The 20,921-nt window shown below is 73.1% G+C and carries 19 protein-coding genes; 16 read left to right on the top strand and 3 right to left on the bottom strand.

Translation table 11 applies throughout. The features are described 5' to 3' along the window. The 7 genes from AC1DYZ_RS10180 to AC1DYZ_RS10150 all read left to right on the top strand — a co-directional run bounded on the left by AC1DYZ_RS10180 (position 1) and on the right by AC1DYZ_RS10150 (position 5,500). On the top strand, positions 1 to 894 hold the full coding sequence (locus AC1DYZ_RS10180; RefSeq protein ID WP_477065085.1) for a F0F1 ATP synthase subunit gamma: 894 nt from the start codon (positions 1 to 3) through the stop codon (positions 892 to 894). Between the two features lie 37 nt (positions 895 to 931). After that, on the top strand, positions 932 to 2,419 hold the full coding sequence (atpD, locus tag AC1DYZ_RS10175) for a F0F1 ATP synthase subunit beta (protein WP_477065084.1): 1,488 nt from the start codon (positions 932 to 934) through the stop codon (positions 2,417 to 2,419). A gap of 78 nt (positions 2,420 to 2,497) precedes the next feature. Then, positions 2,498 to 2,788, top strand: a complete 291-nt coding sequence (locus AC1DYZ_RS10170) for a F0F1 ATP synthase subunit epsilon (protein ID WP_477065083.1) — start codon at positions 2,498 to 2,500, stop codon at positions 2,786 to 2,788. Between the two features lie 42 nt (positions 2,789 to 2,830). Then, positions 2,831 to 3,208, top strand: a complete 378-nt coding sequence (locus AC1DYZ_RS10165; protein WP_477065082.1) for a DUF2550 family protein — start codon at positions 2,831 to 2,833, stop codon at positions 3,206 to 3,208. Between the two features lie 32 nt (positions 3,209 to 3,240). After that, positions 3,241 to 3,936, top strand: coding sequence for an endonuclease NucS (gene nucS, locus AC1DYZ_RS10160; protein ID WP_477065081.1), 696 nt, complete (start codon positions 3,241 to 3,243; stop codon positions 3,934 to 3,936). Positions 3,937 to 3,989: 53 nt separating this feature from the next. Further along, positions 3,990 to 4,310 carry a hypothetical protein gene (locus tag AC1DYZ_RS10155; RefSeq protein WP_477065080.1) on the top strand — a complete coding sequence of 107 codons (321 nt, stop codon included), beginning with the start codon at positions 3,990 to 3,992 and terminating at the stop codon, positions 4,308 to 4,310. Beyond that, on the top strand, positions 4,289 to 5,500 hold the full coding sequence (locus AC1DYZ_RS10150; RefSeq protein WP_477065079.1) for an N-acetylglucosamine-6-phosphate deacetylase: 1,212 nt from the start codon (positions 4,289 to 4,291) through the stop codon (positions 5,498 to 5,500). Before AC1DYZ_RS10155 ends, AC1DYZ_RS10150 begins: the two co-directional genes overlap by 22 nt. Positions 5,501 to 5,536: 36 nt before the next feature. On the opposite strand, the gene AC1DYZ_RS10145 is transcribed toward AC1DYZ_RS10150, so the two are convergent. Beyond that, the gene (locus tag AC1DYZ_RS10145; protein ID WP_477065078.1) at positions 5,537 to 6,541 is read right to left on the bottom strand and encodes a LacI family DNA-binding transcriptional regulator; all 1,005 of its coding nucleotides are present in this window, start codon (positions 6,539 to 6,541) and stop codon (positions 5,537 to 5,539) included. Between the two features lie 163 nt (positions 6,542 to 6,704). Here AC1DYZ_RS10145 and yicI point away from each other — a divergent pair, with 163 nt between their 5' ends. The 6 genes from yicI (at position 6,705) to AC1DYZ_RS10115 (ending at position 13,653) form a co-directional block, all read left to right on the top strand. Continuing rightward, a complete protein-coding gene (yicI, locus tag AC1DYZ_RS10140; protein ID WP_477065077.1) occupies positions 6,705 to 8,969 on the top strand; it encodes an alpha-xylosidase in 2,265 nt (754 codons plus the stop codon). Between the two features lie 177 nt (positions 8,970 to 9,146). Further along, the gene (locus tag AC1DYZ_RS10135; RefSeq protein WP_477065076.1) at positions 9,147 to 10,589 is read left to right on the top strand and encodes a GH1 family beta-glucosidase; all 1,443 of its coding nucleotides are present in this window, start codon (positions 9,147 to 9,149) and stop codon (positions 10,587 to 10,589) included. A 385-nt stretch (positions 10,590 to 10,974) separates the two neighbouring features. Continuing rightward, entirely contained in the window at positions 10,975 to 11,274 is a 300-nt protein-coding gene (locus AC1DYZ_RS10130) for a hypothetical protein (RefSeq protein WP_477065075.1), read from the top strand. Then, positions 11,271 to 12,116 (top strand): HAD family hydrolase, encoded by an 846-nt coding sequence (locus AC1DYZ_RS10125; protein WP_477065074.1) that lies wholly within the window; start codon positions 11,271 to 11,273, stop codon positions 12,114 to 12,116. The genes AC1DYZ_RS10130 and AC1DYZ_RS10125 overlap by 4 nt, the downstream gene beginning before the upstream one ends. After that, the gene (locus AC1DYZ_RS10120) at positions 12,113 to 12,877 is read left to right on the top strand and encodes an alpha/beta hydrolase (protein ID WP_477065073.1); all 765 of its coding nucleotides are present in this window, start codon (positions 12,113 to 12,115) and stop codon (positions 12,875 to 12,877) included. The genes AC1DYZ_RS10125 and AC1DYZ_RS10120 overlap by 4 nt, the downstream gene beginning before the upstream one ends. Continuing rightward, on the top strand, positions 12,874 to 13,653 hold the full coding sequence (locus tag AC1DYZ_RS10115) for an alpha/beta fold hydrolase (protein ID WP_477065072.1): 780 nt from the start codon (positions 12,874 to 12,876) through the stop codon (positions 13,651 to 13,653). Before AC1DYZ_RS10120 ends, AC1DYZ_RS10115 begins: the two co-directional genes overlap by 4 nt. A gap of 88 nt (positions 13,654 to 13,741) precedes the next feature. On the opposite strand, the gene AC1DYZ_RS10110 is transcribed toward AC1DYZ_RS10115, so the two are convergent. Then, the gene (locus AC1DYZ_RS10110; RefSeq protein WP_477065071.1) at positions 13,742 to 14,170 is read right to left on the bottom strand and encodes a hypothetical protein; all 429 of its coding nucleotides are present in this window, start codon (positions 14,168 to 14,170) and stop codon (positions 13,742 to 13,744) included. A 23-nt stretch (positions 14,171 to 14,193) separates the two neighbouring features. After that, positions 14,194 to 16,362 carry a coiled-coil domain-containing protein gene (locus AC1DYZ_RS10105; protein ID WP_477065070.1) on the bottom strand — a complete coding sequence of 723 codons (2,169 nt, stop codon included), beginning with the start codon at positions 16,360 to 16,362 and terminating at the stop codon, positions 14,194 to 14,196. Between the two features lie 219 nt (positions 16,363 to 16,581). On the opposite strand from AC1DYZ_RS10105, the gene AC1DYZ_RS10100 reads away from it, so the two are divergent. From AC1DYZ_RS10100 to AC1DYZ_RS10090, 3 genes are all read left to right on the top strand, one after another. Then, positions 16,582 to 18,402: a hypothetical protein gene (locus tag AC1DYZ_RS10100; protein ID WP_477065069.1), complete on the top strand. Its 1,821-nt coding sequence runs from the start codon at positions 16,582 to 16,584 to the stop codon at positions 18,400 to 18,402. Then, a complete protein-coding gene (locus AC1DYZ_RS10095; protein WP_477065068.1) occupies positions 18,399 to 19,406 on the top strand; it encodes a DUF8094 domain-containing protein in 1,008 nt (335 codons plus the stop codon). Before AC1DYZ_RS10100 ends, AC1DYZ_RS10095 begins: the two co-directional genes overlap by 4 nt. A 76-nt stretch (positions 19,407 to 19,482) precedes the next feature. Further along, entirely contained in the window at positions 19,483 to 20,421 is a 939-nt protein-coding gene (locus tag AC1DYZ_RS10090) for a co-chaperone YbbN (RefSeq protein WP_477065067.1), read from the top strand. Positions 20,422 to 20,921 lie beyond the last annotated feature (500 nt).

Below are 20,921 nucleotides of genomic sequence, written 5' to 3'. Positions count from 1 at the left end.
GTGGCAGGTCAGCAGCGCGTCTACCGGCAGCGGATCCGGTCGACACAGTCGCTGAAGAAGATCTTCCGCGCGATGGAGCTCATCGCTGCCTCGCGCATCGGCAAGGCGCGGGACCGGGTGACGGCGGCGACGCCGTACTCCCGGGCGCTGACCCGTGCGGTGTCGGCCGTGGCCACGCACTCCAACGTGACCCACCCGCTCGTCACCGAGCGGACGGACACCAAGCGGGTCGCGGTCCTCGTCGTGACGTCGGACCGCGGCATGGCCGGTGCGTACTCGGCGAGCGCGATCCGCGAGGCCGAGCGCCTCATCGGTCGCCTCACCGAGGCGGGCAAGGAGCCGGTGGTCTACGCCGTCGGTCGCCGCGCCATCTCGTACTACGCGTTCCGCGGTCGTGAGCTCGCGGAGCAGTGGTCGGGCAACTCGGACGCGCCGTCCGTCGACACCGCCACCGAGATCGCCGAGACGCTGCTCGCGGCGTTCGAGGCACCGGTCGACCAAGGTGGCGTCGCGGAGCTGCACGTCGTGTTCACGAACTTCAAGAACATGGTGTCGCAGACGCCGCGCGTGATCCGGCTGCTCCCGCTCGAGATCGTCGAGGGCGTCGAGGCGCGCGACGAGAACGAGGTGCCGCCGCTGTACGAGTTCGAGCCGTCGCCGGAGGCCGTGCTGGACGCGCTGCTGCCGATGTACGTGCGCAGCCGCATCTACACCTGCCTCCTGCAGGCCGCGGCCTCCGAGCTCGCCGCCCGTCAGCGGGCGATGCACACCGCGACCGAGAACGCCGAGGACCTGGTGCGCATGTACACCCGGCTCGCCAACCAGGCCCGCCAGGCCGAGATCACCCAAGAGATCAGCGAGATCGTGTCGGGCGCCGACGCGCTCGCCTCCTGACGACTACGTCCGCACAGAGACGAACCGGAGAAACACCATGACTGCTACCACTACCGAAGCTGCTGTCCAGCACGCGTCCGGTCCTGGCGTGGGTCGGGTCGCGCGGGTCATCGGCCCCGTCGTCGACATCGAGTTCCCGTCCGACCAGATCCCCGAGATCTACAACGCCCTCAAGGTCGACATCGACCTGTCGGCGCAGGGCGAGGGCGAGGCCGAGGGCGCGACGACGATGACCCTCGAGGTCGCCCAGCACCTCGGCGACTCGCTCATCCGCGCCATCGCGCTCAAGCCGACCGACGGCCTGGTCCGCGGCGCGCTGGTGCGCGACACCGGCGAGGCGATCTCCGTGCCCGTCGGCGACGTCACCAAGGGCCACGTCTTCAACGTCATCGGCGAGGTGCTCAACCTCAAGGAGGGCGAGAAGCTCGAGATCACCGAGCGCTGGCCCATCCACCGCAAGCCCCCGGCCTTCGACCAGCTCGAGTCGAAGACCCAGATGTTCGAGACCGGCATCAAGGTCATCGACCTGCTCACGCCGTACGTGCTCGGCGGGAAGATCGGCCTCTTCGGGGGTGCGGGCGTCGGCAAGACGGTCCTCATCCAGGAGATGATCCAGCGCGTCGCGCTCAACCACGGTGGTGTGTCGGTGTTCGCCGGTGTCGGCGAGCGCACCCGTGAGGGCAACGACCTCATCGTCGAGATGGAGGAGGCCGGCGTCTTCGACAAGACGGCGCTCGTCTTCGGCCAGATGGACGAGCCGCCGGGCACGCGTCTGCGCGTCGCCCTGTCGGCCCTGACGATGGCGGAGTACTTCCGCGACGTGCAGAAGCAGGACGTGCTGCTCTTCATCGACAACATCTTCCGGTTCACGCAGGCCGGCTCCGAGGTGTCGACGCTGCTCGGCCGCATGCCGTCCGCCGTCGGCTACCAGCCGAACCTCGCCGACGAGATGGGCATCCTCCAGGAGCGCATCACCTCGACGCGCGGCCACTCGATCACCTCGCTGCAGGCGATCTACGTGCCGGCCGACGACTACACCGACCCCGCCCCCGCCACGACGTTCGCGCACCTCGACGCGACGACGGAGCTGTCGCGCGAGATCGCGTCGCGCGGCCTGTACCCCGCCGTGGACCCGCTGACCTCCACCAGCCGGATCCTCGACCCGCGCTACGTCGGCCAGGCGCACTACGACGCCGCGACCCGTGTGAAGTCGATCCTGCAGCGCAACAAGGAGCTCCAGGACATCATCGCGATCCTCGGCGTCGACGAGCTGTCGGAGGAGGACAAGACGGTCGTCGCACGCGCCCGTCGCATCCAGCAGTTCCTCTCGCAGAACACGTACATGGCCGAGAAGTTCACGGGCGTCGTCGGCTCGACGGTGCCGCTCACGGAGACGGTCGAGGCCTTCGGCAAGATCGCCGACGGCGAGTTCGACCACATCGCCGAGCAGGCCTTCTTCAACATCGGTGGCCTCGAGGACCTCGAGCGCAACTGGGCCCGCATCCAGAAGGACTACGGCGTCTGACGATGCCCGTCGCGGGGCGCTGTCATGGACGGCGCCCCGCGATGCACGTAGTCCCGCACATCATCGAAGGAGGGTCCTGTGGCTGAGATCGAGGTCGAGATCGTCGCGACCGCGGGCAAGCTGTGGTCCGGTACTGCCTACATGGTCTCGGCCAAGGCGGGCGAGGGTGACATCGGCATCCTGGCCGGTCACGAGCCCGTGCTGTCCGTGCTCCAGCCCGGCGAGCTCCGCGTGTTCCCCACGCAGGGTGCGCAGCCCAAGCGCTGGCAGGTCGAGGGCGGTTTCCTGTCCTTCGACTCGAACCACCTGACCATCGTCGCCGACAACGTCGTCGAGGGCGCCCGCCCCGCGACGCCGGCCGCGCACTAGGTCGTCGCGACGGTGAGCGGCGTCGTCGTCACACTCGGGTGTGTGGTCGTCGTCCTGCTGCTCGCCGTCGCCGCACTCTGGTTCTCCCGGGTGCACACCCTGAACCGCCGCGTCGGCTCGTTCTCCTGCGCGGTCGGCCGCACCGCCGACGGGCCCTGGTCGTCCGGCGTCGCGCAGTACGGCGCCGACCGGCTCTACTGGTGGCGGTACCGCTCCCTGGCCACGCGACCCCGTGCGCGCTGGCAGCGCGTGGGCCTCACCGTGGTGGAGCGCCGCGAGCACGGCGCCGGCCAGGTCGTCGTGACGTGCCGGCCGGGCTCCTCCACCGAGACGGTGCAGCTGCTCATGAGCGCCGAGGCGTACGCCGGCCTCACGTCGTGGATCGAGGCGACGCCGTCGCGCGTCGGCTCGGTCATCTGACCCCTCCTTCTGCACAGTCTGGAAGACATCCGATGCGTCTCGTCGTCGCGTCCTGCTCCGCGCGCTACAGCGGTCGCCTCAACGCCCACCTCCCGCTGGCCACGCGCCTGCTCGTGGTGAAGTCCGACGGCAGCGTGCTGCTGCACTCGGACGGCGGCTCGTACAAGCCGCTCAACTGGATGAGCCCGCCGTGCACACTCGCGGTCTCGGAGCCGTCCGACGAGGCCCGGGCCGCCGGGGTGACGCAGGTCTGGACCGTCCAGCACCAGAAGTCCGACGACCGCCTCGAGATCGACCTCTACGGCGTGCAGCACGACTCGGCGCACGAGCTGGGCGTCGACCCGGGCCTGGTCAAGGACGGCGTCGAGGCCCACCTCCAGGAGCTGCTCGCCGCGCAGATCATCCTGCTCGGCACGGGGCACACGCTGGTCCGCCGCGAGTACCCGACGGCGATCGGCCCGGTCGACATCCTGGCCAAGGACCCCTCCGGCGGCACCGTCGCTGTCGAGATCAAGCGCCGCGGGGACATCGACGGCGTGGAGCAGCTGACCCGCTACCTCGAGCTGCTCAACCGCGACCCGCACCTGGCGCCCGTCCGCGGGGTGTTCGCCGCGCAGGAGATCAAGCCTCAGGCGCGCGTGCTGGCCACCGACCGCGGCATCGGCTGCCTGGTGCTCGACTACGACGCCATGAAGGGCGTCGACGACTCGGGCTCCCGCCTCTTCTAGTCCGTCGCAACGGCGCGTCGGACGACGGGCCTAGCGGCTTCTACCTGCTGTTCGTGGCGCTCGTGGTGGCCTGCGTGCCGGTCGGCCTGGTCGGCATACCGGCCGGCCTCGTGCTCGTGAACCTGCTTCAGAGCTCGTCGCGGGAGTGGGTGCACGTCGCGGCCTTCGCGGTGGTCGGCGCGGTCCTGTCGGTCGCACTCTGCGCGATGGTGAACCTCCTGGCCGCCAACCCGTGGTTCGCGCTCGTCGCCGCTGCCGAGGGTGCGATCGGCGCCGGGGTCGCGCGGTGGTGGACCGGTCGGGTGCATCTCCGGCGCGAACCGTGGTCCGCCGCGCAGGGAGCAGCGCTGCCATGGGGAAGGATTGCCTCGTGAGCACCGACACCTCCCTCGTCCTGCGCGGTCGGCTCGTCACCCCCCGAGGCGTGATCGACGACGGGGTCGTGGTCGTCGACGGCACCACCCTCGTCTGGGTCGGCCCGGTCGACCGCCTGCCGCCCGGGTGGCGGGCCCCGGAGCCGAGCGGCACCACGATCCTCCCGGGACTGGTGGACCTGCACTGCCACGGCGGGGGCGGCGCGAGCTTCCCGGACGCGGTCGACGCCGACGACGCCCGGCGTGCGGTCGACGAGCACCGCCGGCACGGCACGACGAGCCTGGTGGCGTCGCTGGTCACGGCCCCGGCGGACGTCCTGCTCGAGCGCGCGGCCCTGCTCGCCGGCCTGGCGGACGCCGGCGAGATCGTCGGCATCCACCTCGAGGGGCCGTTCCTGTCGGCGGACCGCTGCGGCGCGCAGAACCCCGCGGACATGCAGGCGGGCGACGCCGGGCTCGTCCGGCGGATCGCCGAGGCCGCAGGCGGGCACCTGGTGACCATGACCGTGGCGCCCGAGGTGCCCGGCGCAGAGCAGGCCATCGAGGCCCTGGTCGACGTGGGCGCGGTGCCGTCGATCGGGCACACCGACGCGTCGGCGGAGCAGGTGGACGAGGCGGTCGATCGCGGTTTCGACCTGCTGGCCGCACGCCGCAACGGTCGCCTGACCGCCACGCACCTGTTCAACGGCATGCGCCCCCTGCACCACCGCGACCCCGGACCGATCGCCGCGTGCCTGGCGGCCGCCGCCCGAGGGGAGCTGGTGGTGGAGCTCGTCGCCGACGGGACCCACCTGGCCGACGGGACCGTCCGCTCGGTCTTCGACCTGCTGGGCGCCGGGTCGGTCGCGCTGGTCACGGACGCGATGGCGGCCGCGGGCATGCCCGACGGCGCGTACCGGCTCGGTCCCATGGAGGTCGCGGTCGCGGACGGCGTCGCGCGCGTCGTCGACGACACGGGTCGGCCCGGCGCGATCGCGGGAGGGGTCGCCCACCTGCTCGACGTCGTGCGCAACGTCGTCGCCGCCGGCATCCCGCTGGAGGACGCCGTCCTCGCCGCCGCGACCACCCCCGCCGACGTCCTGGGTCGGCGCGACCTCGGGGCGCTCGCGGCGGGCCGCCGTGCGGACCTCGTCGTGACCGACGACGACCTCCGGCCGGTCCGCGTGCTGCGCGGCGGAGCCTGGGTCTAGGGCATCACCGCAGGTCGGCGCCCCCCGCCACGGCCGCTATCCCCTTGGCGCGGCGGTGCTGGTGCGCGTCGTGAGCACCGGCGCGAGCAGGCGGGTCTCCGCGGGTTCGTCCCCGGTGAGCCGGCCGATCGCCATGTCGACGGCGACGCTGCCGATGGTGTGCGCGGGGATGTCCACGGCCGTGAGCGGCTGGGTCTGCCCGAGGGCCACGTCCTGCGGGCAGACCGCGACCACGGAGACGTCGCCGGGCACCTCCTTGCCGCGGGCGCGCAACGTCTCCAGCACGGCCGGCAGCGCGACCTCGTTGTGGACGATGAGCGCGGTCACGCCCGGCAGAGCCGCCAGCACCCGGTCGACGGCCTCGACCGCGCCGCTGTGCGACGACTCGCAGGTCTCGAACACCGAGTCGATGCCGAGGCGCGTGGCCTCCTGCGTGAACCCGCGCACCAGGCGCGCGGCGTAGGTGGTGCGGCGGCTCAGCACCGCCCGCGGGGAACCGATGAGCGCGATCTGCCGGTGCCCGAGCCCGGCGAGGTGGTCGACCGCCGTGCGCCCGACCGACTCGAAGTCGAGGTCGACGCAGGAGAACCCGGTGGCGTCGCGCGGCAGGCCGATGAGCACGGCGGGCTGCCGCTGCCGGCGCAGGATGGCCAGCCGGGGGTCCTCCGCCTCGACGTCCATCATGATCACGGCGTCGACCATCGACCCGGCCGCGACCCGCTCGATTCCGTCGTGGTCGTCCTGCGTGAGCAGCAGGACGTCGTGCTTGTACGACCCGGCCCGCGTGACCACGCCCGTGACGAACTGCATGATGACGCCGACGTTGACGTCGACGCGCAGCGGCGCCATGAGGGCCAGCACCTGGGTGCGCTGCGAGGCCAGCGCCCGGGCGCCGGCGTGCGGTCGGTAGTCGAGCTCGCGGACGGCCCGCTCGACGCGGGCGCGGGTCTCGGCGGAGATGGGCCGCTTGCCGGAGAACGTGTAGGAGACGGTGGACACGGAGACTCCCGCGGCCCGCGCCACGTCGTCGATCGTCGCCATCGGATCATCCCCTCGTCGCCCGCCGGGCCCACCCTAGGGAGTCGAACCGCCGTCGAAGCGGCGGCCGCGACCGGCCCGTCCTGGACAGTGTTCCCCGAGGCCCCTACCGTATTCTCGTCATCGAAACGCTTCGATGAACCACCCACTACGCGAAGGCGACCCGATGAAGTTCACGGACGGCTACTGGCAGCACCTTCCCGGCGTCACGGTCCTGCGCCCTCGGGATGTGGCCGACGTCGTCGTCGGCGAGGACACCCTCACGGTGTTCGCCTCGACGGTGCCGCTGACGTCGCGCGGGGACACGCTCAACAAGGCGCTCGTGACGGTCTCGTTCCACAGCCCGATGGACGACGTGATCGGAGTGCGGATCGAGCACCACCTCGGCGGCGTCGACCGGGGCCCGTCCTTCGACGTGGCCCACGCGACGGCGGAGGTCACGGTTGTGGAGGCCGAGGCTGCTGCCGACGGCGTCGCGACCTTCCGGGCCGGCGGCCTGACCGCGCGGGTCTCGACCCGGGGCCCCTGGCGCGTCGAGTTCGAGGCGGACGGCCGTGTCCTCACGTCGTCGACCGCCCGGTCCGTCGGCGTGGTCACCGACGCCCGCGGCGACGCGTACGTGCACGAGCAGCTGACGCTCGGGGTCCGCGAGCACGTCTACGGCCTGGGCGAGCGGTTCGGACCGCTGGTGAAGAACGGGCAGTCGGTCGACATCTGGAACGAGGACGGCGGCACGTCCAGCGAGCTGGCCTACAAGAACGTCCCGTTCTTCTTCTCCGACGCCGGCTACGGCGTGTTCGTCGACCACCCCGGGCGGGTCTCGTTCGAGGTGGGCTCCGAGGCGGTGTCGCGCACGCAGTTCTCGGTGCCGGGGGAGTCGCTGCAGTACTACGTCATCCACGGGCCGACGCCCAAGGACGTGCTCCGCCGGTACACAGCCCTGACCGGCCGCCCGGCCCAGGTCCCCGCCTGGTCGTACGGGCTGTGGCTCTCGACCTCGTTCACCACGCAGTACGACGAGGCCACCGTGATGTCGTTCGTCGACGGCATGGCCGAGCGCGGGCTGCCGCTGAGCGTCTTCCACTTCGACTGCTTCTGGATGCGGGCGTACCACTGGACCGACTTCACCTGGGACCCCGCGACGTTCCCGGACCCGGAGGGCCTTCTGGCCCGGCTGCACGCCAAGGGCCTGAAGGTCTGCGTCTGGATCAACCCGTACATCGCGCAGCGGTCCGCCCTGTTCGAGGAGGGCCGGGCGGCCGGCTACCTGGTCACCCGCGGCGACGGCTCGGTCTGGCAGACGGACCAGTGGCAGTCCGGCATGGCGCTGGTCGACTTCACCAACCCGGACGCGGTGACCTGGTACCAGGGCTACCTGCGCCGGCTGCTGGCCCAGGGCGTGGACGCGTTCAAGACCGACTTCGGCGAGCGGATCCCCACCGACGTGGTCTGGCACGACGGCTCCGACCCCGAGCGCATGCACAACCACTACACGCACCTGTACAACCGGGCGGTCTTCGACCTGCTCGAGGCCGAGCGAGGCGAGGGCGAGGCCGTCCTGTTCGCCCGGTCGGCCACCGCGGGCGGCCAGCAGTTCCCCGTGCACTGGGGCGGCGACAGCGAGTCGACGTTCGAGTCGATGGCGGAGACGCTGCGCGGCGGCCTGTCGCTGGCGTCGTCGGGCTTCGGGTTCTGGAGCCACGACATCGGCGGCTTCGAGGGCACGCCGGACGCCGACGTGTTCAAGCGGTGGCTGGCGTTCGGCCTGCTCTCGTCGCACAGCCGCCTGCACGGCTCCGACTCCTACCGGGTGCCGTGGGCCTTCGACGAGGAGGCCGTCGACGTCGCGCGGCTGTTCACGCGCCTCAAGCTCTCCCTGATGCCCTACCTGGCCCGGCTCGGGCAGGACGCCCACGAGCACGGGCTGCCGGTCATGCGGCCGATGGTGCTCGAGTTCCCCGACGACCCGGGCGTCGCCGGCGTCGACACGCAGTACATGCTCGGCGACACCCTGCTGGTCGCGCCGGTGTTCGCGGAAGACGGCGGGGTCGACGTCTACGTGCCCGAGGGCACCTGGACCTCGCTGCTCACCGGCGAGGTCGTCGCCGGACCCCGCTGGTTCCGCGAGCGGCACGACGCCCTGTCGCTGCCCCTCTACGTCCGCCCCGACTCGGTGCTGCCCGTCGGCGCGCGCGACGACCGTCCGGACTACGCGTGGGCCGACGGCGTCACGCTGCGCCTGTTCGAGCTCGCCGACGGGCACCGCTCCGTCACGCGCGTGGGCGACGCGAGCTTCGTCGTGACGCGCGACGGGTCGACCGTCCGCATCGAGGCGCGAGGCACGGACGCCGCCTGGTCGGCCGCCGTGAGCGGTGGTCCGGCGGGCACCGCCGACGCCGGCCAGGACGTCCTCACGCTCACGATCGACTGAGAGCCCGCGCGGCAGGGTGCCGGCACCGGGCATCCCTGCCCACCTGTCGCACCGGGCCGTAGCCGTGTATCGTATCGATTCGATCTTCCGGTGACCCGACCGTCCGGTAGTTGCATGGCTGCGCTCCCACGGTCTCCCGGGCCACCGCGACCATCCGCCCGACCGAAGGACCACCCCATGCCGACGACGCGCCCCTCCGGCCGCCAGTTCCCCGCCGACTTCCTCTGGGGCTCGGCCACCGCGTCCTACCAGATCGAGGGCGCCTTCGACGAGGACGGCCGCCTGCCGTCCATCTGGGACACGTTCTCCCGGACGCCGGGCAAGGTGCTCGACGGCGACACGGGTGATGTCGCAGCCGACCACTACCACCGGGTCCCGGAAGACGTCGCGATCATGCAGGACCTCGGTCTGCAGGCGTACCGGTTCTCCATCGCGTGGCCGCGCGTGCAGCCGACCGGCTCGGGCGAGTTCAACCAGGCGGGCCTCGACTTCTACGTCGACCTCGCGGACCGCCTCATCGCCGCGGGCATCAAGCCCGTCGCCACGCTCTACCACTGGGACCTCCCGCAGCCCCTCGAGGACGAGGGCGGCTGGGCCAACCGCCAGACGGCGCTCAACTTCGAGAAGTACGCGCGCAAGCTCGCCGAGGTGCTCGGCGACCGCATCCACCTGTGGACCACGCTCAACGAGCCGTGGTGCTCGGCGTTCCTCGGTTACGCGTCCGGCGTGCACGCCCCCGGCGTCACCGACGACGCCAAGGCCCTCGCCGCGGTGCACCACCTCAACCTGGCGCACGGGCTCGCCGGTCGGGCGATCAAGGACGTGCTCGGCCAGGACACCCCGATCTCGGTGACCCTGAACCTGCACGTGACGCGCGCCGCGACCGACTCGCCGGAGGACGTCGAGGCAAAGCGCCGCATCGACACGATCGCCAACGAGGTCTTCCTGCGCCCGATGCTCGACGGCGAGTACCCCAAGGAGGTCTTCGCCGACACCGAGGCGATCACCGACTGGTCCTTCGTCCTCGACGGCGACCTCGACCTCATCCAGGTCCCGCTCGCCCTGCTGGGCATCAACTACTACTCGACCGGCCGCGTGCAGCAGGGCACGCCCGCGGGCGGCGACGGCACCCCGGGTCCCGACGGGCACCGCTCGTCGGAGAACAGCCCGTGGGTCGGCGCGACGAACGTCGAGTTCCTGCCGCAGCCCGGCCCGTACACCGCGATGGGCTGGAACATCGAGCCGCAGGGCCTCGTCGACCTGCTCCTCGACGTGCACGAGCGCTACCCGAGCGTGCCGATGGCCATCACCGAGAACGGCGCCGCGTTCTACGACGAGGTCAGCCCCGACGGCCGCGTCCACGACGCCGACCGCGTCGCCTACCTGCACGACCACATCGACGCCGTCGGCGAGGCCATCGAGCGCGGCGCCGACGTGCGCGGCTACTTCGTCTGGTCGCTGATGGACAACTTCGAGTGGTCCTACGGCTACGACCGCCGCTTCGGCGTCGTCCGCGTCGACTACGAGACCCTCGAGCGCACGGTCAAGGACTCGGGCCGCTGGTACCGCGAGCTCCTGCGCACCGGCACCATCCCGACCCCGGACTCCGCGGCCCTCTGACACCGCCCGCCGACGGCCGAGCCCCCTTCCGGGGAGCTCGGCCGTCGCCGTCTGCACCACCAACGTCCGTACTCGATGGGCCCAAGACCCCCACGAGAGCGGACGTCCGCATGCCACCCCGCCCAACGTCCGCACTCGATGAGGCCCTGTTCCGCACCAGTGCGGACCTCCGCGCGCACACCTCCTAACGTCCGCATTCGAGGGGATCCTGCCCCGCACGAGTGCGGACGTCCGCGCGCACCCCTCCTAACGTCCGCACTCGATAGGCCCCTGACCCTCACGAGTGCGGACCTCCGCGTTCCACCCGCCGCCCGGCGTCCGCACATCCGGTCGTCGGGGCGCTCGATCGTGCGGACGTCGCGCAGCCGTGGGGGAGGATGGGGGCGTGGGACGACGATCGACGAAGCGGCCGTACGGCGCCGAGCACGTCGAGCTCGACCTCGACCGGGCGACCGGCGGCCGACGCTCCGAGTCCGCGACGGACGGCGAGTGGGTCGTCCAGCAGGTCCGCGGCTCCGACCGCGAGTTCCGCTGCCCCGGCTGCGACCAGCTGGTGACCCCGGGCACGGCCCACGTCGTGGCGTGGCGGACCGACGGGCTGTTCGGCGAGGCCCTCGACGACCGTCGGCACTGGCACACGTCGTGCTGGCAGGCCCGCGCCCGCCGCGGACCCACCCGCCGATGACCCCCACCCTGCGTGCCCCGCGGATCCTCGCCACCGACCTCGACGGCACCCTCCTGCGCCCCGACGGCTCGCTGTCCGCGCGCACGGCCGCGGCCCTGGTGCGCGCCGCCGACGCCGGCATCGAGGTCGTCTTCGTGACGGCCCGACCGCCACGCTGGCTGCGCGACCTGGCGCCGCACGTCGCCGGCCACGGCGTCGCCATCTGCGCCAACGGCGCCGCCGTCCTGGAGGTCGGCACGGGCAGGGTGCTTGCGGAGCACGGGATGCCGCCGCACACCGTCGGGCGCATCGCCGATCGCGTCCGCGCGGCCTGGGGAGGCCCGGAGGAGGTGCACCTCGCCGCCGAGAGTGCCGACGGCTTCGCGTACGAGACCCGGTTCCGCTCCACGCACCACGTACCGCCGGGCAGCCCGACGGCCGACCGGATCGAGGACGTGCTCGGATCGTCGACCTACAAGCTGCTCGTGCGCACCACGCGGCCGACCACCGACGCGTTTGCCACCGAGCTGGCGACCGTCGTCGGCGACCTGGCGATCGTGTCGGACTCGGGCGCCGTCGGCCTGGGCGAGATCTCCGGCCCGGGAGTGACCAAGGCCGCGACGCTCGCCGACTGGTCCGCGGCCCGAGGCATCGACCCGCAGGACGTCTGGGCCGTCGGTGACGCCCCGAACGACCTGTCGATGCTCGGCTGGGCGGGCGTGTCCTTCGCCGTGGCCAACGCGCACCCGACGGTCCTCGCGGCCGCGACGCAGCGGTGCGGCTCCAACGCCGACGACGGCGTGGCCGACGTGCTCGACCTCGCGGGTGCCCTCGCCGAGCGCGGCCTAGGCTCGTCCCGATGACCACGAACACGACCGATCCCGGACTCATCCGCTCGCTCACGGTCCTGCCGGCCGTCCGCCAGGACGTCGAGCTGCACACCGCCGACGGCCTCACGCTCGTCGGCGAGCTGGCACGGCCGGCCGAGAAGCCACCGGTCGCGACGCTGGTGACGCTGCACCCGCTGCCGACCCACGGCGGCTACATGGACTCGCACGTCTACCGGAAGGCCGCGTGGCGCCTGCCCGCGCTCGCCGACCTCGCCGTCCTCCGCTTCAACACGCGCGGCACGGCCAGCCCCCGCGGTACCAGCGGCGGCGCGTTCGACGGCGGCGTCGCCGAGCGGTTCGACGTGCACGCCGCGATCGAGTTCGCCGAGTTCCACGACCTGCCGAAGCGCTGGCTGGTCGGCTGGTCGTTCGGCACGGAGCTCGTGCTCATGCACGGCCGTGACCCGTCGATCGAGGGCGCGATCCTCCTGTCGCCGCCGCTGCACCGGGCCACGGACGCGGACCTCGACGCCTGGGCGKAGTTCGGCAAGCCGCTGGTGGTCCTGGTCCCCGAGCTCGACGACTACCTGCGCCCGGACGAGGCACGACGTCGGTTCGCGCGCGTCTCGCAGGCCGAGGTGATCGGTGTCGACGGTGCCAAGCACCTGTGGGTCGGCGAGACCGCGGTCCGGCGGGTGCTCGACGAGATCGTCGGGCACGTGCTGCCCGACCACGAGGTCCCGCTGCCCACGCACTGGGCCGGCCCGAGCACGACGGCGGAGGACGACGCATGAGCCTGCACACCTACCGCGAGGACGGCGACGGCCTGCCGGTCGTCCTGCTGCACGGGTTCCCGCTCGACCACCGGATGTGGGACGCCGTGGCGGCCGCGATTCCGGCGGGACGCGCGGTGCACGCGGTCGACCTGCTCGGCACGCCGGGCCGGGCGGACGACCTGCCCGGGCCCGCGCTCGAGGCGTCTGCCGACGACGTCGCGACGACCCTGCGCGCGGCCGGCATCGAGCGCGCGGTGATCGCCGGCCTGTCGATGGGCGGCTACGTCGCGCTCGCTCTGCTCGAGCGGCACCCTGGCCTGGTCGCGGGGCTCGCGCTCGTGGACACGAAGTCCACCGCCGACGCCCCCGAGGCGCACGCCAACCGGCTCCGCATCGCCGGGGAGGTGGACGCGACCGGCACGGTCGACGCGGTCCGACCGATGGCGTCGTCGCTCGTGGGAGAGACGACCCGGGCGGCGGGGCCCGAGATTGCCGACGAGGTCGGCCGCTGGATCGACCAGCAGGAACCCGTGGGCGTCGCCTGGTCGCAGCGAGCGATGGCGGCACGCCCCGATCGGTCGGAGGTGCTCGGCGCCTACCGCGGACCCGTTCTGGTCGTGGTCGGCGACGAAGACACGGTCACGCCGGTCGAGGCCGCCGAGCACCTCGTCGCCACCGCATCGGAGGCGCGCCTCGTCGTGATCCCGCACGCCGGGCACCTGTCGGCCGTGGAGCAGCCCGCCGCCGTCGCGGCAGCCATCGCCGATCTGGCCCAGGCCACCGACTCTGCTTAACGCGCAGAAAAGACCCTGGCCGCTACCGGCTGCGTCCCCTGCCGCTAGCGGCTGCGTCCTCTGCCGCTAGCGGCTGCGTCCTCTGCCGCTAGCGACCCAGCACCCGCGTCAGCGCCTCGGACATGTCCAGCGACTCGCCGTCCTTGCCGCCCGCGCCGATCACCAGCGGGGGAGCGGACGGCTCGGGCGTGACCCCGCGGAACCGCGCGGCCAGGCTCGAGGGCGTGGTGAGCACGTAGAACTTGCCGGCCGTGTCGATCGCGACGGTCTCGTCCCGCCGCAGGTACCACCCGGTCAGCGGCGTCTTGTACCGCGCTCGACCGTCGTAGCTGCGCGCCGAGAGCCCGACCGGCTGCGGCCCGGAGCTCGTGACCCGCACCAGGAACGCGTCGATCAGCTCCTGCGCCCGCGCGGACTCGGCGCGCTGGCGCTCGGCCAGCAGCTCACCGTGCGCGGCCGCGGCCGCCCGACGCTCCTCGCGCCACCGGGCGGCGTCGGACGACGTCTGATCGGTCACCGGTTGCCCTTCCGACGTGCCCGTCAACGGGTCGGCGCGGCTGCGTCGTCCTTCTCGGCCGGCTGCTCGTCGTGGGCGTCGGCACCGGTGTGCTCGTCCGTGACGTCGGTCTTCTCGACGACCACGTCGGACTTCTCCACGACGGCCTCGGGCCCGGGCTTCGTCTCGTCGGACGCATCGGGCTCCGCGACGACGGGAACGGCCGCCGAGACGGGGGCGGGACGCGACTTCGTCGGTCGCGACGTCGGGCGGGCGGGCTTCGCGGGCGTCGGCGCGTCGGCACCCTTGGCGGGCGCCTTGGCCGGAGCCGGCGCAGCCTTCTGCTCCTTCTCGAACGCCGCCTCGGCCCGCGATGCCCGCTCGAGCGTCGCGCGGTCGGGGTTGTGGCCGAGCAGGTTGCGCAGCTCGTCGAGGTAGGAAGTGATCGACTCGCGCTGGCGGTTGAGGTCCTCGACCTGCCGCGTGGCCGACGTGCGCTCGCGCTCCGACTCGATCATGGCGTCGGAGATCTGCTTCTCGGCGTGCTCGCGCGCCTCGGCGACCACGCGGTCGGCGTTCTTGCGCGCGTTGGAGATGAGCTCCTTCGCGTGGTGCTCGGCGTCCGTGCGCACCTTGTCCGCCTGTGCCAGCGCCTTGGCCACCCGCTGCTCGGCCTCGGCCGCGTGCGCCTCCGCGTCGCGCACCAGGCGCTCGGTCTCGGCTCGCGCGTTCTCGTGACGCTCGGCGTCCTCGCGCTCGGCGGCCTCGCGGCGGGACGCGATGGTCAGCTCGGCGTCCGCGAGCTGCTGCTCGGCGGACCGCACCAGCTCGTCGGCGTGAGCCTTCGCCGACGCGGTCAGCTCGGCGGCCGCTCGGCGCGCGTCGGTGAGTGCGCGCTCGGTCTCGAGCCGGGTGCGCTCGCGCAGCTCGGCCGTCTCGCGGTCGGCGGCTGCGCGCAGCTCACCGGTCTCGCGCGCGGTGACCTCCTGCAGCTCGGCAGCCTCGCGCGCCGTGACATCGCGCAGGTGCGTCGTCTCGTGCGCGGCCCGCTCGCGGAGCTCGCCGGTCTCGCGCTCGGCCTGCGCCCGCAGGTCGGCCGCATACCGCTCGGAGTCTCCGCGCAGGGCGACGACGACCTGCTCGGCGTCGGCCCGCGCCGCCGCGAGCTCGTCGGACGTCTTCGAGCGCAGCTCGCCGGTCTCGCGCTCGGCCTGCGCACGGACGAAGGCCGCGTACTGCTCGGCCTCGACCCGCAGGGCCGCGACCTCGGCGGCCACGCGCTGCTGCAGCGCGGCGGCGTCACGCTCGGCGGCTGCTCGCAACCCGTCGGCGTACTCCTGGGTCTGCACCCGCAGCGAGGTGACCTCCTCGGCGGCCTGCTGCCGCGCGGCACCGACCTCGGCCGCGGCGTCGCTGCGCTGCTGCGCGACGTACCGGTCGACCTCGACGCGCGCCGCGGCCAGCTCGCCCTCCACCCGCTGGCGGAGCTCGGTGGTGTCGGCGTCGGCGCTCTGGCGCAGGTCCTGCGCGTAGCGCTCGGCGTCCTCGCGCTGCGCGGCGGTCTCGATCTCGGCGCGTGACCGCAGCTCGCTCGCGGTCCGCTCGGTCGCGACGCGCAGCTGCGTGGCCTCGTGCTCGACGCTCGCGCGCAGCGTGCCGAGCTCGCGCTCGAGGGAGCTGCGCCGCTCGCTCTCCTCGGTCGTGATGGCGCTCTGGATGCGGGCAGCCTCGCGCTCGGCGGACCCCACGAGCTCCTCCGCGCGACGCTGCGCGGCGGTCAGGGTGCTCTCGGCCTCTGCCGACGCCGTGGTGCGGACCTCGTCGGCCTCGCGGCGGGCGGTGGCGACGAGCTCGGCGACCTCGTTCTCGGCGCGCGCACGCAGCTGACCGGAAGAGAGCTTGGCGCGCGCGAGGGCGTCGGCCGCCTGCGCGTTGGCCTGCGTCACGACGTCCGACGACTGCTCCTCGGCGGACCGCAGCAGCTGCTCGATGCGCGACCCGAGCCCCGAGTAGGTCGGACGCTCGGCCTCACGGAGCTGGCGGTGCGCCTCCGACAGCTCGCCGGCCACCTGCATGGCGCGGCCGTCGAGCGACTCGACCTGGGCGCGGGCGTCCGCGAGGGCCTTCTCGAGCCCGCTGATGCGGGCGTCGACGGCTTCACGTTCGTATCCACGGAAGTTGACGACGGGGAAGGGGGTCCGGGCGTCGGGCACGAGCAGTCCTCCTGGGCACTGTGACCCCGTGCGAGCTGCCTCGGTCGAGGCGCTCGTCGACTTCGGGAGTCCGCCGGACAGGATACGCGTGTTCATGGTGCCGGGGACGGGGGTCGGCCCTCCGACGCACACCTGCGCCGATCCGTCCACTCGGTCCCGGTTCGGCCGTCACGTGCGCCTCTGCCTATCCTGGGTTTTTCGCTCCCTGGAGGATCCTGCGTGCTCAAGCGACTGATCATCGCCGCCGTCGGCGTCGTCGGACTGGTCGTCATCGGTCTCGGCATCGCGTCCGCGACGGTGTGGCGGGCCGACGACGTCCTCGTCGCGACGACGTCGGGCGGACCCCACACGCTCGTCACCGAGCCGGGTGTGCTCGAGCTCGGCGGCGATCCTGTGACGGTCAAGGTGACCGTGCCCGACGACGGCAACGTCGTCCTTGCCATCGGCCGGGACACCGATGTCGCCGGCTGGGTGGGCACCGACGCGCACGGCACGGTGACGGGACTGTCCGACTGGCACGCGCTGGCCGTCGACGACGTCGCAGCACCGGCGCCCGCACCCACGGACTCGCCAGCGGCACCGCCGGCCGACGCGGCGACCCCGGCCCCCTCGGAGGGTGCGGCGGCCGCCGAGGTGCCCGTCGCCGACCCGACCGGCTCCGACCTGTGGGTAGCGGAGGTCACCGGGACGGGCTCCGCCGAGCTGGAGTGGCCCGCCCAGGAGGGGCGCTGGAGCCTTCTCGCCGTCAGCACCGGCGAGTCCGCCCCGACGCTGGCCCTCGAGTGGCCCCGCGTGGTGACGACGCCGTGGCTGTGGCCGTGCGTCCTCCTCGGAACCCTGCTCGTCCTGCTGGCTGCCTGGCTGCTCCTGCGGGACGTCCGCCGCCGCCGCGCCGGGCTTGACGAGCCGGTGTGGCACCCCGTGAACACCGGCGCGATCCCGGCCGTCGCCGTGGGCGATGTCGATGCCGTGCCCGTCCTGACCCGCCGCCAGCTGCGCGAAGCCGAGCAGGCCCGCGCGAACAAGCCGCGCACGGGCTCCATCCCTCGCGTGCCCGCGCCCGACTCCGGGCAGCAGGGCACCGTGGACCCAGCACCGACGTCGACGCCGGTCCCGGTGGTGACCAGCCGTCGCGACCTGCGCCCGCCGACCGGCTCGGTCCCGGCCGTTCCAGCGTCCTCCGCTCCGTCCGCCGTGCCGGCTTCCGCAGGCTGGACACCGACCGCCTCGGCCGCAGGCGCCACGACGGCCGCCCGGGCGACTGCTCCCGCGCAGCCCGGCACCGCCCCGGCCGAGCCGAGCACCGCACCGCCACAGTCGGGCACCACGCCGGCTAAGCCAGGCACCGCACTCGCGCAGTCGGGCGCCACGCCGGCCAAGCCAGGCGACGCCAAGCCGGGCACCGCACCGACTCAGTCGGGTACCGCACCGACCAAGCCAGGCGATGCCAAGGCTGGTGACGCCAAGCCGGGCGACGCCAAGCCGGGCACCGCACCGACTCAGTCGGGCACCACCCCGGCTACGCCAGGCGACGCCGAGCGCGGCACCGCACCTACCCAGTCGGGCACCGCAACCACCCGGTCGGACGCCCCCGCTCAGCCGGGCGCCGATCCCGCTCAGCCAGGCGCCGCGCCCACCGAGCCGGGCACCACCCCGCACGGCCGCCCGTCMTGGGCGCATGTCGCCACGGCCCCGGTCCCGACCACGGCTCCGGTCCCCACCCCCGCCGCACCCACCCCCGCCTCGGTCCCCCGGGGACCCGCGGCGTGGTCGGCTGTCCCCCCGCCGCCCGGCGCGAAGCTCCGGCCGGGTTCCCCCTCGGGACCCGACGCCGAACCGGTGCACGCGGGCCGTCCCACCTGGATCGTCCCGGCAGAACAGCCACCCGCGCCGGTGGAAGAGACCGCCCACGCGGGCTCGCGCGCCGACGCCTGGCGCCGCGCCTGGGGACTCCCGCCGACCGACGCGGACTCCTCGAGTGCTGACGGCACTGCCGGCACCCAGCCCACGGACGACACGACGAAGGAGGACGGACGATGACCCGCAGCCCGCGATCCCGCCGCCTCCTCGCCGCCCTCGGCAGCGTGCTGCTCCTCGGGCTTGCCGCGTGCTCCACCCCGCTCCCGCAGCCTGCGCCCGAACCCGTGCCCGCGGTGGCGCCGGCAGCCACGACGGTCGTGCAGTCGCAGGACGTCCTCACCGACCTCGGCGCCGTCCTGGCCTCCGCGGACGCGGGGCTCGACCCCGCCCAGCTCCCGCCGCGCGTGGAGGGCCCGGCCCTGGCCGTGCGCACCGCGGAGTACGTGCGCGCCACGGCGACGGCGGGCGCGAAGCCTCCGACGGCGCTTCCGACGGACGCCCAGGCCCTGATCGTGCCGCAGACCGATGTGTGGCCGCGGACTCAGCTGGTCGTCACCAAGCAGCCCGACGACCTGCAGGCCCCGCGCATCCTGGTGATGCAGCAGAACGCCCCGCGCGATCCCTACCGCCTCTGGGGCTGGGGACGCATGGGCGCGGGCGTCCAGATGCCGGCCACGGCGGCCCCCGCGACGGGCAGCCCGGTCCTGGCCCCGGACGCGACCGGCCTCGTGGTGACCCCCACCGAGGCGTTGCAGCAGTACGCCGACGTGCTCGCCAACGGCGACGCGTCGACGTTCGCCGCCACCTTCGCCCCGGACACGTTCCGGTCGAGCATCGAGGCGGCGCGGGCGGCGACGGCAGCGGGCGTGCAGGCGGCCGGCACCGCGACCGAGACCTATACGGCGGAGCCTGCACCCACCGTCTCCCTCGGTACGGTCGACGGCGGCGCGATCGTCGTCGGACAGCTCACCACCGTGTCCACCGTGACGCTGACGGTTGCGGGTGGGACGATCCCGATCTCCGACCCGTTCTACGCAGCGCTCACCGGCAAGCAGAGCGGTGGCAGCAACTTCGTCCGTACCTTCACCGACGTCCTCGTCATGTACGTGCCCCCGGCGGACAGCGGCGCGCAGGTGCTGCTCCTCGCCGCGGAGCACGCCGTGACGTCGGCGACGGCCGAGTGACACCGCAGCGCCGCACGACTGAGCTGTTCTGACCCGACCCGACCCGACCGCAGCAGGCCCCGAAGGAAGACGACGCATGTCCCAGCCCACCGGACCCCGCCCCCGCCTCGACGTCCGCGGAGCAGTCGACCTGTCGACGCTCAACCGTCCCGCGACCCCCGCCCCGGGGACCCCCGGCGGCCTGCCGTCGCCCGGCACGTACGTGGTCGACGTGGACGAGGGGTCGTTCCCGGCGCTGGTGCAGTCGTCGACGCAGTACCCGGTCGTCGTCGTCCTCTGGTCGCCGCGGAGCGAGGCGAGCGCAACGGTCGCCGCCGACCTCGCCGCGCTCGCCGACGAGGACGCCGGCCGCTGGCTGCTGGCGCGGATCGACGCTGAGGCCAACCCGCAGATCGCCCAGGCGTTCCAGGCGCAGAGCGTGCCGACGGTCGTCGCCGTCCTGGCCGGCCAGCCGCTCCCGCTCTTTCAGGGCGCCTACCCGCCCGACCAGGTTCGCGCCGTCCTCGACCAGGTCCTTGCCGCCGCCGAGGCGAACGGCATCACGGGCCGAGCCACCCCGAGCACGGGGGAGCAGCCGCCGCAGGAGGAGCCCGAGCCCGAGCTCCCGCCCCTGCACCAGGCCGCCTACGACGCGATCGAGCGCGACGACCTCGCCGCCGCGACAGCCGCCTACGAGCAGGCGCTCAAGGAGAACCCCCGCGACGCCGAGGCCCGAGCCGGCCTGGCTCAGGTCGGCCTCCTCGCCCGGACACGCGACGCGGACCTCCAGGCCGCACGCGCCGCAGCCGCAGCGGACCCCGGCGACGTCGACGCGCAGCTGGCCGTCGCCGACCTCGACATCCTCGGCGGCAAGGTGGACGACGCCTTCGCGCGACTCATCGACCTGCTGCGTGCCACCGCCGGCCCGGAGCGCGAACGTGTCCGCGTACGCCTGGTGGACCTGTTCGAGGTGATCGGCGGCGACGACCCCCGCGTCATCGCCGCACGCCGAGCCATGGCCAACGCGCTCTACTGAGCGTTCGCGCAGGTCAGCGCCCCGCGAGCCCACGTGACCCGCGTCACCGGCCGCGGATTTGCCACCTGCGCCGAACGCTGCGTAATGTTCTCGATGTCGCCCGGCAGGGAGGAACGGACACCGCGGATCGAACCGCAGTGGCTGGTCCCCCGGGTAGACCACATCGGAAGCTTCGACCGGCGATCTTATCGTCGGTCAGCGTGGAGCGTCCGGAAGCGGAACCTCTGGTTCCCACCGCAACAAACACCCTCTGACGAGGGGGTTTGACGCGGAGGGGCCGCTCCGCTAAGTTAGAACGGTTGCCTCCGGACAGGTTGAAAGGCCTGGAGGGATGCGCGTCTGTTCCTTGAGAACTCAACAGTGTGCCAAATAGTCGATGCCATATGGCTCGCTATCAGAGGTGGTCATGCCCTGTTTGGGGTGTGGGTGCTGAGGTGGTGGGTCTTGGTTGAGATTGGTGTCCGTTTCTTCACCTCCGTGGGGGGCGGGTGCCACAATTC

The organism is Cellulomonas sp. P1_C4 (assembly GCF_056406355.1).
Note: the sequence above shows the minus strand (reverse complement) of the source record. Positions and strands in the feature narration are given on the sequence as shown.